Origin of the sequence: Neobacillus niacini, assembly GCF_046591715.1 — a bacterium.
Lineage (GTDB): Bacteria > Bacillota > Bacilli > Bacillales > Cytobacillaceae > Neobacillus > Neobacillus niacini_L.
The window spans coordinates 1-16,272 of record NZ_JAWVNQ010000020.1 but is presented as its reverse complement, the minus strand read 5'-3'; the positions used below and the strand labels follow the sequence as shown (position 1 = coordinate 16,272).

General features: G+C 40.5%; 15 protein-coding genes. 10 read left to right on the top strand and 5 right to left on the bottom strand.

The window, feature by feature from the left end; genetic code table 11:
- The first annotated feature begins 15 nt into the window (after window positions 1-15).
- The 4 genes from SFC47_RS24060 (at window position 16) to SFC47_RS24045 (ending at window position 4,540) form a co-directional block, all read left to right on the top strand.
- Window positions 16-639 carry a histidine phosphatase family protein gene (locus SFC47_RS24060; protein WP_411257095.1) on the top strand — a complete coding sequence of 208 codons (624 nt, stop codon included), beginning with the start codon at window positions 16-18 and terminating at the stop codon, window positions 637-639.
- 258 nt (window positions 640-897) lie between these two features.
- Window positions 898-2,091 carry a hypothetical protein gene (locus tag SFC47_RS24055; protein ID WP_411257094.1) on the top strand — a complete coding sequence of 398 codons (1,194 nt, stop codon included), beginning with the start codon at window positions 898-900 and terminating at the stop codon, window positions 2,089-2,091.
- Between the two features lie 17 nt (window positions 2,092-2,108).
- Window positions 2,109-3,362: a Zn-dependent hydrolase gene (locus tag SFC47_RS24050; protein WP_411257093.1), complete on the top strand. Its 1,254-nt coding sequence runs from the start codon at window positions 2,109-2,111 to the stop codon at window positions 3,360-3,362.
- A gap of 2 nt (window positions 3,363-3,364) precedes the next feature.
- Complete coding sequence (locus tag SFC47_RS24045; protein ID WP_411257092.1) at window positions 3,365-4,540, top strand: amidohydrolase; 1,176 nt, start codon at window positions 3,365-3,367, stop codon at window positions 4,538-4,540.
- A 122-nt stretch (window positions 4,541-4,662) separates the two neighbouring features.
- Here SFC47_RS24045 and SFC47_RS24040 read toward each other — a convergent pair whose 3' ends face one another.
- The 5 genes from SFC47_RS24040 to SFC47_RS24020 all read right to left on the bottom strand — a co-directional run bounded on the left by SFC47_RS24040 (window position 4,663) and on the right by SFC47_RS24020 (window position 8,349).
- The gene (locus tag SFC47_RS24040; RefSeq protein ID WP_411257091.1) at window positions 4,663-5,457 is read right to left on the bottom strand and encodes a metal-dependent hydrolase; all 795 of its coding nucleotides are present in this window, start codon (window positions 5,455-5,457) and stop codon (window positions 4,663-4,665) included.
- Window positions 5,458-5,534: 77 nt separating this feature from the next.
- Window positions 5,535-6,242, bottom strand: coding sequence for a twin-arginine translocase subunit TatC (tatC, locus tag SFC47_RS24035; protein WP_411257125.1), 708 nt, complete (start codon window positions 6,240-6,242; stop codon window positions 5,535-5,537).
- Window positions 6,243-6,325: 83 nt separating this feature from the next.
- Window positions 6,326-6,523 (bottom strand): twin-arginine translocase TatA/TatE family subunit, encoded by a 198-nt coding sequence (locus SFC47_RS24030; protein ID WP_411257090.1) that lies wholly within the window; start codon window positions 6,521-6,523, stop codon window positions 6,326-6,328.
- Window positions 6,524-6,536: 13 nt separating this feature from the next.
- Complete coding sequence (locus tag SFC47_RS24025) at window positions 6,537-6,707, bottom strand: hypothetical protein (protein WP_411257089.1); 171 nt, start codon at window positions 6,705-6,707, stop codon at window positions 6,537-6,539.
- Between the two features lie 25 nt (window positions 6,708-6,732).
- Window positions 6,733-8,349 (bottom strand): PhoX family protein, encoded by a 1,617-nt coding sequence (locus SFC47_RS24020; RefSeq protein ID WP_411257088.1) that lies wholly within the window; start codon window positions 8,347-8,349, stop codon window positions 6,733-6,735.
- A 254-nt stretch (window positions 8,350-8,603) separates the two neighbouring features.
- Here SFC47_RS24020 and SFC47_RS24015 point away from each other — a divergent pair, with 254 nt between their 5' ends.
- The 6 genes from SFC47_RS24015 (at window position 8,604) to SFC47_RS23990 (ending at window position 15,926) form a co-directional block, all read left to right on the top strand.
- Entirely contained in the window at window positions 8,604-9,449 is an 846-nt protein-coding gene (locus tag SFC47_RS24015) for a VOC family protein (protein WP_411257086.1), read from the top strand.
- A gap of 424 nt (window positions 9,450-9,873) precedes the next feature.
- Complete coding sequence (locus SFC47_RS24010; protein ID WP_411257085.1) at window positions 9,874-10,254, top strand: GntR family transcriptional regulator; 381 nt, start codon at window positions 9,874-9,876, stop codon at window positions 10,252-10,254.
- Window positions 10,251-11,153, top strand: a complete 903-nt coding sequence (locus tag SFC47_RS24005) for an ABC transporter ATP-binding protein (RefSeq protein WP_411257084.1) — start codon at window positions 10,251-10,253, stop codon at window positions 11,151-11,153. The genes SFC47_RS24010 and SFC47_RS24005 overlap by 4 nt, the downstream gene beginning before the upstream one ends.
- Window positions 11,134-11,871 carry a hypothetical protein gene (locus SFC47_RS24000; RefSeq protein ID WP_411257082.1) on the top strand — a complete coding sequence of 246 codons (738 nt, stop codon included), beginning with the start codon at window positions 11,134-11,136 and terminating at the stop codon, window positions 11,869-11,871. The genes SFC47_RS24005 and SFC47_RS24000 overlap by 20 nt, the downstream gene beginning before the upstream one ends.
- Entirely contained in the window at window positions 11,871-12,569 is a 699-nt protein-coding gene (locus SFC47_RS23995; protein WP_411257080.1) for a hypothetical protein, read from the top strand. Before SFC47_RS24000 ends, SFC47_RS23995 begins: the two co-directional genes overlap by 1 nt.
- A 135-nt stretch (window positions 12,570-12,704) precedes the next feature.
- A complete protein-coding gene (locus tag SFC47_RS23990) occupies window positions 12,705-15,926 on the top strand; it encodes an SNF2 helicase associated domain-containing protein (protein ID WP_411257078.1) in 3,222 nt (1,073 codons plus the stop codon).
- Window positions 15,927-16,272 lie beyond the last annotated feature (346 nt).

Here is a 16,272-nt window from a genome sequence, read left to right as displayed (position 1 = left end):
AGGGGTTGAAAATGGTTGAATATTTATCTTATCCGTCATGGTGAAGCAGAGCATAATGTGGATAAAACCGTGATGGCACATACGCATGACTCGCAGCATAATTTAACGGAGCTCGGTCATAAACAAGCAAAGGTAACGGCAGAATTCTTCAAAACAATTGTCACTCCAAAGACTGTTTTGTACAGTTCTCCTTATTTACGTACGATGCAAACGGCTCAAGCCATTCATTCTGCCTTGCCAGAGGGTATTCCTTTTTACGAGAATCCATTAATAAGAGAGTGGGAACTAGGCAATCTTTATGACTTTACCGACCGCACACCTGAGAAGAAGAAGGAATTCAAAGCAGCAGGTCAATTTTATTTTCGCTTTCAGAATGGGGAGTCATTAGCAGATGTGTATTTACGTGCAACGATGTTCATGAATACCGTGGTAGAGCGTGCGAGACAGCAGCAACGCTATGAAAATGTTGTTATTGTCACACATGCAGCCTTTATTCATATGCTGCTAACGTTTTTGATGAATTGGCCGATAGAGGATTTGAAGGATTTTAAACCAGTAGAAAATGCCTCTGTTATAAAAATAAATGAAGTAGATGGAGATTATCTCTACGAGAAAATATTTGTTCCGATTGTTAATTAAAAGGCTAATAAGTGCACCCTCAATGTTCTGATTGGGGGTGTGTTTTTTTATGTTACGTTACTGCAGAATAGTTTTTTTATTTTTTAAAATAGTAAAATTTTACTTTATTGCTGAAAATAGCAATTGGAAACGTTTGCAAGAAAGTTTTAAATAATTTAAATTGACTGAAAAGTATAATTATATTATTATTCTAATAATAGATTTAATCTTTCGTAAAACGAAGGATTAGTAAATTCATCCAAGAAAGAAGGGACTCTTATGTCGCAGATGTTAGCATTAGTCATTTTAGTGGCCATTTTATTTATCGGAGATTTAATTGCAGTACGAACCAAGGCATGGGTACCTTCAATATTCGTTTGCGCGGTCTTATTCCTTTTAGGATATTGGACATTCTTCCCGCAGGATATCGTTGCACTTGCAGGTGTTCCGCCAGTTGTTGCGACGATGATGATGTACTTATTAATTACAAATATGGGAACTTTATTATCGCTACAGGAATTGAAAAAACAGTGGAAAACCATTGTTATTGCCCTTTCAGGAATTTTAGGAATTATCGCTGTTTTATTTGGAATTGGAACATTCATTTTTGGTTATGAGACCATTGTAGTTGCCATTCCTCCTTTGGTGGGCGGTGTCGTATCTGCCTTGATTATGTCAGAGGGAGCGAAGGAAGCAGGTCTTGCTACTTTATCTGTTTTTGCCATTGTTATTTATGTTATGCAAGGTTTTGCTGGATACCCTATCACTTCTATTGTTTTGAAAAAAGAGGGTAAGAGGCTCTTGAAGCAATACCGCAGCGGACAACTTTCAAATGAGGCTGCAGCAGAAATTGCGGCAACAACAGTGGAAGTGAAACCTGAATTAAAGCTCTTTAAAAATATGCCAGAGAAATATAATACAGATTTCTTTAAGTTTTTAAGACTATCATTGGTAGCATACCTTGCCTATCTTACTTCAACTCTAGCAGCACCAATTGTTACGATCAGCCCGTTTGTTCTCTGCTTACTGTTCGGTGTTATCGCAACAAGTGTTGGATTCTTGGAAAAGCAGGTATTACAAAAAGCAAATGGTTTCGGATTTGCCTTGATGGCACTTATGCTCTTTATTTTTGACGGTTTAAAACAGGCGACACCAAGCATGATGCTTGAAATTATTTATCCGCTTGTCGGCACCATTGTTTTAGGGGTCATCGGGATGTATATCTTCTCCTTCATTGCAGGAAAGATTCTAAAGGTGAGCAAGGATATGGCGTTCGCCGTTTCACTGACGGCTTTGTACGGATTCCCAGCCGATTACATTATCACAAATGAAGTCATTAAATCCTTAACAGAGGATGAAAAAGAACGAGAAATACTGACTAGCCATATGCTCCCTCCTATGCTGGTTGGAGGTTTCATCACCGTAACCATGGTATCGGTCGTACTAGCAGGGATCTTTGTAGGATTCTTGTAAGAAAGGGTTTGAGGTAAATGGATACAAAAGTAGAAACAAATCTTGAAATGGTGAAGTCGCGAGTGGAAAGTCATATTGACACCTTGAGTACCTTTACTGCTACACCTGGTCAAGGTACCACTCGGCTAACTTATAGTTCAGAGGACCTGCAGGCTCGTAAGTATATTAAAGAGAAAATGAAGGAATACGGTCTGGATGTTCGTGAGGATGGGTTTGGGAATATTTTTGGAAAGCTTGAAGGAACATTGAAGGATGCGCCGAGCGTCCTGATCGGTTCTCATTTTGATTCTGTCCCCAATGGCGGTTCCTATGATGGTCCTGCGGGAGTAGTGGCAGGACTCGAGGTTGCAGCGCTTTTCACTGAGAATGGAGTAAAACCAAAATATCCGCTGGAAGTAATTGCCTTAGTTGAAGAAGAAGGTGCGCGGTTTGGCGGAGGATTAATGGGATCCCGCGGAATCGTTGGGTTATTAAAGGAAGAAGAATTTAAGAGTTTAATAGATAAAGATGGTATTACCGCAGTAGAAGCAATGAAGAAAATCGGTCTCGACCCTTCACTTCCTAAAAAGAGGGACCCGAAGACAATGAAAGCCTATCTGGAGCTGCACATTGAACAAGGTCCGATTCTTGAAGAAAAGGGGATTCCAATTGGGGTGGTAGAAGCAATTGTTGGTCTAACTCAATTAGAAGTAACCGTCAAGGGTCAGGCAGGGCATGCTGGGACAACGCCAATGGATCGCAGAGCGGATGCATTGGTCACTGCAGCTCAGATGATTGCACAATTCCCCGGGCTTGCCCAAACGGAGGGGGATGGTACGGTTGTCACAACGGGAAGATTGAATGTTTTTCCGAATGGAGCAAATGTCATTCCTGATAAAACAGTGTTTACCGTGGACATCCGTTCAGGTAAAGAAGAGAACGTATTGAATGTCATCCAAAAAGTGAAAGAATTAGCTCGTATCTATAGTGATAAAGGCATAGAGGTCTCTGTTGAACAGCTTCTATATATTCAGCCAAAAGAAATGGATAAGGATATTGTTTCATTACTAAAGAAAAAAACGAGTGAGCTGGATATCCCTAAATGTTCGATTAACAGTGGTGCAGGTCATGACGCGATGGTCTTTTCCGACTTTACGAATGTAGGAATGCTGTTTATTCCGAGTAAGGATGGGTTGAGCCATTGTCCAGAAGAATGGTCCGATTCACGTCATATAGCAAATGCTGTCCAGGTCCTATATGAGGCAGCTAAAAAGTTAACGGAGGCGGAATAGTAATGATTCATGCAAAAATAAAAGAAGCTATTGAAACATATAGTGAAGATCTAACGCAATTACGTCGGCAGCTTCATAGTGAGCCTGAGGTGTCCTGGGAGGAATTCAAAACGACTCAATTTGTCTGTGAGTACCTGGATCAATTAGGAATCAGTTATCGGAAAACAGAACCTACTGGTGTGATTGCGGAAATCAAAGGTGGCCGGCCGGGTAAAACGGTTGCCTTGAGAGGCGACATGGATGCATTACAGGTAGAGGAACTGAATAACGATTTGGAATATGCCTCCAAAGAGAATGGGAAAATGCATGCATGCGGGCACGATGCCCACACGGCTATGCTATTGATTGCGGCTAAAGCACTTAATGAAATAAAGGAAGAATTGCCAGGGAATGTCCGGCTATTGTTCCAGCCGGCAGAAGAAGTAGCAGAAGGAGCAAAAGCGCTAGTAAAACAAGGTGCAATGGACGGTGTAGATAACGTGTTTGGAATCCACATTTGGTCGCAAATGCCGACACACAAAGTATCCTGTACTCCTGGCCCATCCTTTGCATCGGCAGATTTATTTAAAGTTACGTTCAAGGGAAGAGGCGGGCATGGTGCGATACCTCATGCGTGTATTGATGCTGCAATTGTCGCTTCATCTTTCGTCATGAATGTTCAAACCGTAGTATCTCGAACCATTGATGCGCAGCATCCAGCTGTCCTAACGATCGGAAAAATGGTCGTAGGTACAAGGTTTAATGTCATTGCAGAAAATGCAGTTATTGAAGGAACCGTCCGCTGTTTCCACCCTGAAACAAGAGACCATATCGAAACCCAGCTTCAGCATTACGCGGACCAGGTTGCTGCTATGTACGGCGCAACCGCAAAAGTGGAATATATTCGCGGGACCAAAGCGGTCATTAACGATGAATCTAGTGCAAACCTAGTTCAAAAGGTTGCCGGTGAAGCGTTTGGGAATGATGTGATTTATAACGAAAAACCAACCATGGGCGGCGAGGACTTCAGTGAATATCTCGACCACGCACCAGGCAGCTTTGCCCTCGTCGGAAGTGGAAATCCTGACAAAGACACAGAATGGGCCCATCACCACGGCAAATTCAACATCGACGAAGACGCTCTTGCAACAGGAGCCGAACTCTATGCGCAATATGCTTGGGCTTATCTAAATCAATAGTGTGTGGTGCCAATGTGGTGCCTGTCACCGCTCGTGGACACTGTCCACCTCAGGCGGACAGTGTTAGAACCATAAAGAAAAGGATACCGCCAACCGGCGGTATCCTTTTCTTTATGGTTCTATTATTTATTGTTTTTTATGTTAAATTCTTTTTCTTCCCCATAACCAAGCTGAATGACTGCTGTTTTTCTGTAATCCTTTAGCAGCTCTTTTAACTCGTTGTCTCGATCAATCATGAATTCCACTACAGGAAATGCCTGCAGCAGTTGGGTTAAGGATTCTTTTGATGCAGCTGTTTCGTTTGTCGGGAAGGTATGACTAGGGATTACATATTTCACGTCTAATAGATTCTTTACCGCATAGGCAGCTTCCTTCGGTCCCATTGTAAAGTGCCCGGAAGAAGAAAGTATAGCAATTTCCGGCTGATATACATCCTGAATCAGTTTCATATCTGACATTAAGGCGGTGTCGCCAGAATGATAGAGAGTATAATCATTCTTAAAGTCAAACACATATCCCGCTGATTCTCCGGCATATACCGGAGTGCCAGTTGTTTCCCCGTAAGAGGAAGAATGCCGGGCCTGAACCATTGTTACGGTTGCGTCATCAAACGATACCGACCCGCCAATATTAATAGGAAGGACATTTTTGATTCCTTGCTGGAGAAGAATTAATGCCAGTTCGTATTGGGCGACAATCATCGTTTCCGGTTTGTGTTCTAATATCTTTGGCAGCCCGCTTGTATGATCAAAATGACCGTGTGTTAGAAAAACACAGTCGATAGATTGATAGAAACTTGCTGTATCTAACTCTTCAGGAAAACCAGGATTCAAATCGAAAAACGGATCAATTAAATAATTCTTCCCTTCCTTACTTTTCAAAACATACATCGCGTGCCCAAGACGTTGAATCTTCATAAAAACATCCCCTTTAACCATTCAGATAGAAGTCATAAACTATTCTATTTCGTACACTAGTGAATAAGAACTAGAACTCATGCCGCCAATGTTAATCTTTGTTTTCGCCGGTAAACGAACTTTGATAATAATACGCTGCACTCATATAGAAGGATAAGAGGGATGATAACTAAAATATCAGATAGTAAATCTGGCGGTGTGATTAAGATGGCTGTAACAATGAGAACGAAATAGGAGTATTTTCTAATCTTTTGTAATCGGTAGGGATTTAATACTCCAAGACTTGTCAGGAACATAATCACAACAGGAAGCTCAAACAGAAATCCAAATGGCAGTGTCATATGCAGCAGAAACTGAAAATATTTCTCTGTGGTGAAGAAGGTCGTAAACATATCCTCCGACAGGGAGAGAAGGAATTGATAGACGATCGGGAAAATGACAAAATATCCGAAGCTTATTCCTGCGATAAAAAGGAGAAATAACGCCGGAATGTAAGCAAGTGTCACTTTCCTTTCCAGTTCCTTTAATGCTGGACGAACAAACAGCCAGACTTGATAGGCGGCCATAGGGATTGTTCCTGAAATAGAAATAACACAGGATAGCATTAAATACACCCATAAAATATCGCTAGGCCCTAAAATGGCCAATTTCACCTCTAAATCCTGAACAAGCAAATGATATATATCCTCTACATAAACGAAAGCAAGAATGAGTAATACCATAAAGGTTCCGAGTATGATGATTAGTCTTTTTCGTAATTCATCCAAATGACCAATCAAATCCATGTCTTGTTGTTTCGTCAACCTTTTTCCCTCCTTAAAAAAGATGCAAGGACAACCTGCTGCCCGCATCTTTCATTGATCACTTTTTATATCATTTTTTCTTCTTTTTTGGACTGAGACTTATCAGTGGAATCATCTGAGACCAGTTCACGGGTTGATTTTTTAAATTCCTTTAAGGTGGAACCGACAGCACGGCCTAGTTCTGGCAGTTTTGATGGTCCGAATATGATTAGTGCGATCACAAGGACGAGAATTAATCCAGGAATGCCAATATTCTGAAGCATGGAAGAACCTCCTTTACATAGCTTCTTTTGTCTTTTTTCTTATATATCCAAAACTAAAAAGCTTATATTTTGCTTTATTTTTACAAAGATGACAGCGAAAGCTTTCTTCCTCTGCAATTAATTTAATATGAGGCAGAAACATAAGCTTCAAGGCATCTCTAACATGGTTTGAACAAACAAACATGATGAGGATGGCTCCTTCCGAAGTTTTACTTAAAGCTCCCGCCTTGTACGGCAATCAAACAAGAACGGCCGAATGTTTGACCAGGGTATGGATTCCAAGTACTTGGATGCTGTACATCTAAGAATAAGGTTCGTTCATCTGGCGTTAACCAAGGACCTGTTAATTCACTGCCTTTTGGTCCGGAGGCAAATTGGAAAGGTTCCCCGTATTGTTTTCCGTCAGTTGGAATCATGAATACACCACAGTTTTTATAATCAGCATACTGATTCGTTTCAGATGCACCAAAATCTTCTACCACCCAAAGGTTTCCCTTGCTGTCAAAGTGAAGGTTGTCTGGGCAAGTAATCCCGCTTTGCTGTCCGCCGGCAACAAATACTTCAAATTTGAAGGCTTCACTTGCGTGGTCACCATTGGTGGGAACAAATCGAACAATTTGTCCATGGAAATTACCGTGGCCTGTGTTGTTTGTTAATGCTAAGAAAACGGATCCGTCATGAGGGTGGATTTCTACATCTTCTGGGCGATCTAACTTTGTACCGCCAACAGCAATTCCAGCTGCACGAGCATTGGTTAAGACATCGGCTTGGTCAGCAAATTGGCTCTGAAGCTTAGAATTGGCTGCGTAATCAAGTGCAATCCATTTTTGCTGGCTCATGCTCGCAACATATAAAGTTCCGTTTTCTAAGATATCAAAATTGGCTTCTCGATTAGCAGGATTGAATTTCTTTTTGCTAATGAACTTGTAGAAACATGCATCACCTTTATCATCGCCCATATAAACAACCACTCTGCCGTCATTGGTTAAGCCCATTGCGGTATTTTCATGAGCAAAGCGTCCGAGAGCAGTGTGCTTTCGTACAGTTCTCTTTGGATCAAACGGATCAACCTCGACAACCCAGCCGTAATGTTCATCCGTGAAATTTGGCCATCCATAGTCATCGCCATATTCTGTGTTTTCTTCACAAGACAATACGGTATTCCATAAAGTACGTCCGCCGCTGCAATTTCCTAATGAACCAACTACAGTCTTAGCACCGCCGACATACTTGCTTCCGCGTGCAGGACCGGTTAATTCAATCAGGGTATTACCATCGACACGGCGATTATATGTATCATCAACGACAAGCTTCCATCCGTCTTTTTCTTTTTTTACGTGAATGACAGAACCGCCGACAGCTTCCTTTTCCATTTTAAGAAGCTCCGGATAGTTTGCTAGATTCTCCTTATTAAAAGTAGATGGATTGATTCCTAACAATTTCATATAGTTCTCAGGTTCAGGGAACTCATGATTGACCCAAATCAAGCCTTCTTCGGAATTGTTTCCGCCTTTTAAGCTATCAATTGGAAAATAGACAGTAAGGTCAGCGGCATCCCCAAATTTTTCACCCAAAGAGTTAATCTTATCACCATAAGAAGCGATAATTGAGTAGTTGTATCCCTTTGGGAGTACCACATCATTTTCCCAGGTGCGGCTTATGGCTTTGAACGGTGAAGTTAGTGATTTGCCCTTTCCAGACGGCTTTCCATTCATTAAGTGGTTTCCTGTCATAGCGCTTCCTGTTAATGTTCCAATCCCCGATGATGCGGCAACTAAAGCGGCAGTACTGCTTCCAACGTAGGTTAAAAATAAACGGCGATCCATTTTATCATTCTCCCCTTTGATTCGTTTTTGTAACTTTCACTATGATTATAGGCAGTCCTTTTGATAATGTTAATGAAGGGAATGTAAAGATTTGTAAAGAAAAAGTGAATTACTTTAATTATCTGTAAATTTAGGGGAGCACTGACAAAAAGCATGGGTTTAATTACGTAATTTATTAGTTAACTGCATCAATGTGAATTTCTTTTGTAATGTATTTGAATAATAAGAAGAACCGTGAATGGAGGGTAAAAATTATGGAAGGTTTTCACCAGAAACCAAATATTTACGTCGGCGAAATCAGCTTGAAAGTGGAAAATTTAGAAAGGGCGCTAATATTTTATCAAAATATCATGGGGTTTCAGGTTCTTGAACAGTCAGATCGCAGGGCAGCCTTAACAACAGATGGAAAAACAACATTAGTGACCCTTCTGCAGCCGGAAAATGTGATTCCGAAAGAAGGCAGAATGTCAGGACTTTATCACTTTGCAATTTTGCTGCCAAGCCGCGCAGACTTATCTGTCTTTTTGCGTCATTTACTTGGTACGGGTTACCCGCTTGGGGCAGCAGATCACTACGTTAGCGAAGCGCTCTATATTAATGATCCTGATGGAAATGGAATTGAGGTCTACCGGGATCGCCCTTCAAAAGAGTGGACCTGGAAAAATGGCTTGGTAGAAATGGCGACAGAAGAGTTGGATGGGAATGGTATCCTGGCAGAAAGTGACGGAGAATGGAAGGGTCTGCCGGAGGGGACCGTTATGGGCCATATTCACCTTCATGTGGGAGATTTGAAGAAAGCAGAAGAATTTTACACAAAGGGGCTGGGATTTGAGATTGTCAGTCATTATCCTCAAGCCGTATTCTTGTCAACAGGACGATACCACCATCATATTGCCATTAATACATGGCAGGGCGTGGGGGCACCAACTCCGCCGCCAAATAGTGTCGGTCTCAATTGGTATACAGTTGTATTTCCAGATGAGGCATCCAGGGAAGCGGCTCTTCAACAGCTGCAGCAGCTTGGTTCGCAAGTGCAAAAAGAAACAGCGTATTATACAGTAAGTGATCCATCTGGAAATCAGATTAGGATGGTAGTATAAGAATATTTTTAAGTCCTATTCCTTGTGCAGATCAGGGAATAGGGCTTTTTTGTTTTAACTGGAGGGATATGTTTGACCAGAATGTTGTGTTAGGAAAATAAGCGGAGGTTTTCCGGTTATTTTGGGAAACACCTATATTTCCTTTAAATTAAGTGGAGCTTTTCCGCTTATTGTATCCAAATCCTTGGATTTTGGCCTATTTAAAGCTGTTAAACGGAAAAACTCCGCTTAAATCAAGTTCGGAAGCTCCCTCTAGATTCAATAGCCGGAAAATCTCCGCCTATCGACTCTCTACCCTCAACGAATAATACTTGAGTCAATAATTATGTTTGGAAAATTTTCCAGTATTGGTTGTTACTGGGGTGGGGATTGTGATATAGTACATTACAACAGTAATGTACTATGGCGGAAAGGAGGAAAAGGGTTGGTACTAAATATGGACGGAAGCAAGCCGATTTATTTGCAAATCGCCGAATGGCTCGAGAGAGAGATTTTGAACGGAAATTTTGGGCGTGATCAGAAAATTTACTCGCAGTATCAGCTCGCAGAGTTGTTTACGATTAATCCGGCAACCGCCGCGAAAGGCCTAACTCTTTTGGCAGAGGAAAACATTCTTTATAAAAAACGTGGTCTTGGAATGTTTGTGTCGCCGCATGCGAAAGAAATTATCATCAATAAACGGAAAAACCAAACCTTAAAGAAATTGGTTATTGATATTGTAATGGAAGCAGAACGGTTAGCTGTGAGCAAAGAGGAACTCATTCAAATGATAAAGGATGTAAATACGGGGGAGGCAGGGAGATGAATGTTATTGAGTGCAGAGGATTGACAAAAGTCTATGGGAGAACAAAAGCGTTGAATACTCTTTCTTTTACAATGGAAGAAAATAAGATTACGGGTTTAATAGGTCGTAATGGTGCCGGGAAAACCACGCTGTTAAAAATGATTGCCGGTTTCTTGCGGGAGACTTCAGGTGAAATCAAGGTTTTTTCCGAAAAGCCATTTAATAATCTAATGGTCTCAGCTAATCTCATTTATATTCATGATCAAATGAATTTCCCGGCATCTTTAACATTGGAAGAAATACTAAATGCATCAGCAGCTTTTTATGAAAAATGGGATCATGCGCTCGCAAGCCGTCTTTTTGACTATTTTTCCTTTCCATCAGCCTGCTATTACAACGATCTTTCTAAGGGGATGAAAAGTACATTCAATATGATAGTAGGCTTATGTGCGCGATGTGCATTAACCTTGTTTGACGAACCGACTACGGGTATGGATGCAGCCGTCCGCAAAGACTTTTATCGCGCACTGCTTAAAGATTATCTCGCTTATCCCCGCACGATTTTGCTTTCTAGTCATCACTTAGATGAAATGGAGGACTTATTAGAAGATGTCCTCCTGATAAAAGAGGGAAGAGAACTGCTGCATCTTCCGATCGGAGAATTAAAAGAATGGGCCATCGGCATTCAAGGATTATCGGAGAGCGTGAAGGAATGGACGCAAAATAAAGAAGTCATTTATCTTAAGAATATCGGACTAGATCGTACGTTTGCTGTCGTGAGAAATACCCTAACGGACACTGAAAGTCAACAGGCAAAGGCATCGGGGCTTGCGTTAACCCCAGTATCCTCAAGTGATGTGTGTGTATACCTGACAAGTGAAGAAAAGGGGGGAATTGACGATGTCTTTATCAAAGACTAGGTTGCTGGATGTCGTGAAGAAGCAATATTTTTATAAATTTAAGGCTTATAAACAAGTATTTGTCTCACTCATTTTTATCCAGTTATTAGCGGTGTTTTTCTCTTTTAATGGTGTTGGAATGATGGGCTCGAGCAGTGAAAACGTTGAAATCGATATTCAGTTTTATTCTGCTGATATGGTTATTATTTTTACGATCATATGGGCTTTTATTACCGCAATTCTGCTGACAACAACGGCTTATAAAAATGATGATTTTACGTTTGTCTCCAATCGCTTAAGCAGTAATCTATCAAATCTGCTATATTTACTAACCGCAAGTATCATTGGCGGAGTGAGTGCAATGCTATCCACTTCATTCATGAAAATAATTATGTACCTTTATGGCGGCCAGGGGTATATTTCCGCTAGTCCTTCCCTTTCAGAAGTAATAATAGGATACAGTTCAACGATTCTCTACATCTTCCTCTTTTCTGGGCTAGGGTACTTTTTTGGAACGCTTGTACAAATAAGTAAAGTTTTTGCGATCGTCATTCCGGGAGTTTTTATTGGAGCAGGAATCCTTGGTGTGGGTAGTTTGGGTTATGAATGGGTGAAAAGCATCTATCAATTTATATTTACCGAATCTTCTATTTTGGTGTTTGTTCTGAAGGCTCTTATATTAGCAGCATTGCTTTTTTCAGGTTCCATTGCTTTGTCAAATAGAATGGAGGTGCGGTAATGTCTCTTCTTTTTCCTTTTCTTATCATCTTCATTGTCATCATAGCAATAGTAAGGGTAATGAGAAGCAGGGTGATGAGAAAAGTCCTTCTCGGAAGTCGTTTAGGCTGGATGCTTGGCGGATATGTTGCTATACTCCTAATTTGTACAGGTGTGAGCCCTTTGCTTCCTAATAAAGATGTAAACTACAAAACCTTAAATAATAATCAAGAACTAGAAAAAGAAAGCACAGAATTATATGAAGCAGCGATTGAGGGGAATATCGATCAGATAGACAAGAAATTCGTCAGCAAGGAATGGAGTCTCGACTATGGTGAGAAAGAGCTAACCATTGCGACCGTAAACGATGAACTTATTAGTACCCTAGTATTAGTAGAGAGAAAAACTGTGAATGATGGTAAAATAGAAGCTATTCACTACAAAACACGTTCAGGCGTAAATAACATGGAAATAACGGAACTAGAAAAACCAATTCAGATTGATTTAAATGGAAATACATTAACCATAGGGAACCCAGAAAAAGTAAAACTAAAATTCTCCCAATACCAGCAGGCATTCACACTCAACCAATTCACAGGAGAAAAAACCTTCAGACGCTCAACCCATTTCTATGGAGGAACCAGCATCCTATACCTAAAAATACCCAAGGACCTAAAACTAATCGACCACTCCAATTTAAATTATCAATTGGTAGAATAGGTTTAGGATGGTGAGGTTGGTGCCTGTCACCGTCCGTGGACAAATGGCTCATTTTGTCCACGTGGGGTGGACAGTTGTGTTAAACGTGCGAGCGGTATTGTTGTAATGGGATTTTCTCAGAGAGGAGCTGTTCATTTGAATAGTAAATTACACCCTAAACGTATTAAAGAAATGTGTGGAACAGTCTCCTTTAAACGAGGAGATTCTTTTTATAGAGCTGGAAAAGTGCATTTTGATTATTTTAGTCAGGAGCGTTGCGAGGCAAGTGTTAAAGGGACAGAAGACTTCTATGTCACCGTATATATAGAAGAAAGCGGCGATTTACGAACTTCATGCAGTTGTCCGACCCTTGCTTCGGTAAGAACGGACTGTCAGCATATTGCAGCGGTATTGATTGCTATCTATGAACACCAGCACCAAGGAACAACACCTCTTGTGCGAAGTGATGAACATGTTGATTCTTCAACAAAACAGGCGTTGACCACTGGTTTACTCTCTCTTTTCCGTGATCAGCCTAAACGGAAAAGCGGGCATCAGCTTCATTTTGAGAATAGACAAGTCCTTGTGGCGAACTTTCTCTGTAGTCCAGTCAAAATAGGGAAGGGACAGAATCTGTTAGGAATAGAATTGGAAATTGCCCATGTTAAAGTGGCGAATATCCGCCAGTTTTTAGCGAAGGTAGCAGAAGGGAAGGAAAGCGCTGTTTCCGAAGTTTTCACTTTTAATCCAAATGAACATTGCTTTCAAAAAGAGACGGATGATGTCATTCAACATTTATCCCATGTGCTGCAGGATGAAAAAATGTATGTAAGTACGATGGCAAACGACCTTAATAATGTATACAGTCCAGAGCAGTTACTCATACCGCCATCCTCCTGGGAAGTGCTCTTGTCATTATTAGTAAAGATACCATTTGTGAAAGTGGCAAATAAAGGGGAAACGTTTGAGGGGTTGGTACTAACCGAGAAAACCCTCCCGCTAATATTCACCTTTGGACCCTCAAGAGGCAGAGGTTATAACTTAAGGATTAAAGGGTTAGATTATTTAACTATACTCAACCCATATCACTTTGTTCTATATAAGGACAAGTTTATTCGGCTTGAAGAAACAGATTGCAAACGATTAGCAGACTTGAAAGAGATGCTAGAGAATTCGAAAACGAATCAAATAGAAATTCCGCTTGAACAAATGGATGATTTTATTAAAAGTGTGGTCCCTGGTTTAAAGAAACTTGGAGAAGTTGAATTACCTCAAAATTTAACGAACTCCTATCGAACAGTGCCATTAGTTGCGAAACTTTATTTGGATCGCTTGAAAAACCGACTGTTAGCGGGGGTAGAGTTCCATTACAATAATATCGTCATTAACCCGCTGGAAAACAAAGAAATACAGAATGGTCCATTATTAATAAGAGATATAGAAAAGGAAAATCAAATTATTCAACTGATGGAAGAAAGCCAATTTGCTCGTACAGACAGCGGCTATTTCTTGCATAACGAAGAGTTGGAGTATGAGTTTTTGTATCATGTTGTTCCAAAGCTGCAAAAGCTTGTGCAAATTTATGCTACAACAGCAGTCAGGAACCGTATTTTTAAAGAAAATGTGATTCCTAAGATTAGAGTAAAAGTAAAGAAGGAACGGACCAACTGGCTCGAGTTTACATTTGATATGGATAGTATCCCGCAGAAACAGATCAAAGATTTATTATCTGCACTTGAGGAAAAAAGGAAATATTACCGACTGCGGAATGGTGCACTTCTCTCATTGGAAACGAGAGAATTTGAAGAAATTCAACGTTTCTTAAAAGCTGCACCTGTACAGGCAGAAGACCTTGAAGCTGGGTTGAATGTTCCTATAGTTCGGGGGTTAAAACTGTTTGACTCTGTTGAAGACACAGCAACATTTACAATAGAAGAATCGTTCCGGCAGTTTTTAGACACTATTCAGAATCCAAGCAGGATGGCGTTTGAGGTCCCTGAATTAGTTAGGCCGATTTTAAGAGGCTATCAAGTACAGGGATACAAATGGCTGAAAACACTTGCCTCCTTTGGATTTGGAGGAATTCTTGCAGATGATATGGGACTCGGAAAAACACTTCAAAGTATCACCTATATCCTTTCAGAACTTCCGGCCATTCGAAAAAAACAGCTGCCGATTCTGATTGTCTGTCCGGCGTCATTAACCTACAACTGGCTAAGTGAAATGAATAAGTTTGCTAAAGGGGTGAATGCAGTCATACTAGACGGAACTAAAACGGAGCGGACAGCTAAACAAAAACAAGCATCTGAAATAGATGTTGTCATTACTTCATATCCTTTGCTGCGTAAGGATATCGTTTGGTACGAGAAGCAAACCTTTCATACTGTGTTTTTTGACGAGGCTCAGGCATTTAAGAATCCGATTACGCAAACCGCAAGAGCAGTTAAGAAAATACAGGCTGATTATCGTTTTGCGCTGACAGGTACTCCAGTGGAAAATTCTTTGGAGGAGCTATGGTCCATTTTTCATGTGGTATTTCCAGAACTATTTCAAGGTTTGAAGGAATATAGCCATTTAACCAAAAAACAGATCGCGAGAAGAGTTCGCCCATTCTTACTTAGAAGGTTGAAGGAAGATGTTCTGGCAGAGCTTCCTGAGAAAATAGAATCTGTTGACTTCGTTGAGTTATTACCTGAACAAAAGAAACTCTACGGGGCTTATTTGGCAAAACTAAGACATGATACCTTGAAGCATTTGGATAAGGATACCCTTCGTAAAAATAAAATAAAAATTCTCGCAGGATTGACGAGGCTGCGGCAAATCTGTTGTCATCCAGGTTTATTTGTGGAAGGCTACAAGGGCAGTTCAGCGAAATTTGAGCAATTACTTCGTATTATTGAGGAATCAAAGCTTTCGGGTAGAAGAGTGTTGATTTTTTCGCAATTTACAAAAATGCTGCAGCTTATTGGTAAAGAAATGGCTAATGAAGGTATGCCTTTCTTCTATCTTGATGGGCAAACTCCATCAGAAGAGCGGCTGGAACTCACCAATCGCTTTAATGCGGGGGAGCGTGACCTATTTCTTATTTCCCTGAAGGCTGGGGGAACGGGTCTGAATTTAACTGGTGCAGATACGGTGATCCTCTATGATTTATGGTGGAATCCAGCGGTAGAGGAACAAGCGGCAGACCGAGCGCACAGGATGGGGCAAACCAATATCGTGCAAGTCATCAAACTGGTTGCCCGCGGCACGATTGAAGAAAAAATGAATGAACTGCAGGAAAAAAAGAAAGAATTAATTGAGGAAATTATTGATTCAAAAGATAAAGGAAGTTCTTCTCTAACGGAAGAGGATATTCGAGAGATATTAATGATATGAGACAGGTACTGCTTAAAAACTAATCAAACGTTTGATTAAATCAAATCAAAAACTTTTATAAAAAAATTAATCAAACGTTTGATTAAACTGTCCAGCCTGCGTTCATACTTGAATTTGTATTTTGAAAAAAAGTATTGACTCTTTATTGTTATGATAGTAATATAGTAATTCCCGAGAGGGGACATCGAAAAACAGATGTTAGTGAAATAAATGTTTTAGAAAAAGTGTTGACTTTATTATTGAAATAAAGTAAAATAATTTCTGTTGCCAATTACGAAAAGATATTTTAAAAAAGTAATTGACACTCAGCAGCAGGAAATGTTATGATAAATCTTGTTGCTAAAAC

What these genes read in the sequence shown, in the direction of transcription:
- SFC47_RS24055 (WP_411257094.1), top strand. Translation starts at nt 898, where the DNA reads ATGTCGCAGATGTTAGCATTAGTCATTTTAGTGGCCATTTTATTTATC.
- SFC47_RS24050 (WP_411257093.1), top strand. Translation starts at nt 2,109, where the DNA reads ATGGATACAAAAGTAGAAACAAATCTTGAAATGGTGAAGTCGCGAGTG.
- SFC47_RS24045 (WP_411257092.1), top strand. Translation starts at nt 3,365, where the DNA reads ATGATTCATGCAAAAATAAAAGAAGCTATTGAAACATATAGTGAAGAT.
- SFC47_RS24040 (WP_411257091.1), bottom strand. Translation starts at nt 5,457, where the DNA reads ATGAAGATTCAACGTCTTGGGCACGCGATGTATGTTTTGAAAAGTAAG.
- tatC (WP_411257125.1), bottom strand. Translation starts at nt 6,242, where the DNA reads ATGGATTTGATTGGTCATTTGGATGAATTACGAAAAAGACTAATCATC.
- SFC47_RS24030 (WP_411257090.1), bottom strand. Translation starts at nt 6,523, where the DNA reads ATGCTTCAGAATATTGGCATTCCTGGATTAATTCTCGTCCTTGTGATC.
- SFC47_RS24025 (WP_411257089.1), bottom strand. Translation starts at nt 6,707, where the DNA reads ATGTTTGTTTGTTCAAACCATGTTAGAGATGCCTTGAAGCTTATGTTT.
- SFC47_RS24020 (WP_411257088.1), bottom strand. Translation starts at nt 8,349, where the DNA reads ATGGATCGCCGTTTATTTTTAACCTACGTTGGAAGCAGTACTGCCGCT.
- SFC47_RS24015 (WP_411257086.1), top strand. Translation starts at nt 8,604, where the DNA reads ATGGAAGGTTTTCACCAGAAACCAAATATTTACGTCGGCGAAATCAGC.
- SFC47_RS24005 (WP_411257084.1), top strand. Translation starts at nt 10,251, where the DNA reads ATGAATGTTATTGAGTGCAGAGGATTGACAAAAGTCTATGGGAGAACA.
- SFC47_RS24000 (WP_411257082.1), top strand. Translation starts at nt 11,134, where the DNA reads ATGTCTTTATCAAAGACTAGGTTGCTGGATGTCGTGAAGAAGCAATAT.
- SFC47_RS23995 (WP_411257080.1), top strand. Translation starts at nt 11,871, where the DNA reads ATGTCTCTTCTTTTTCCTTTTCTTATCATCTTCATTGTCATCATAGCA.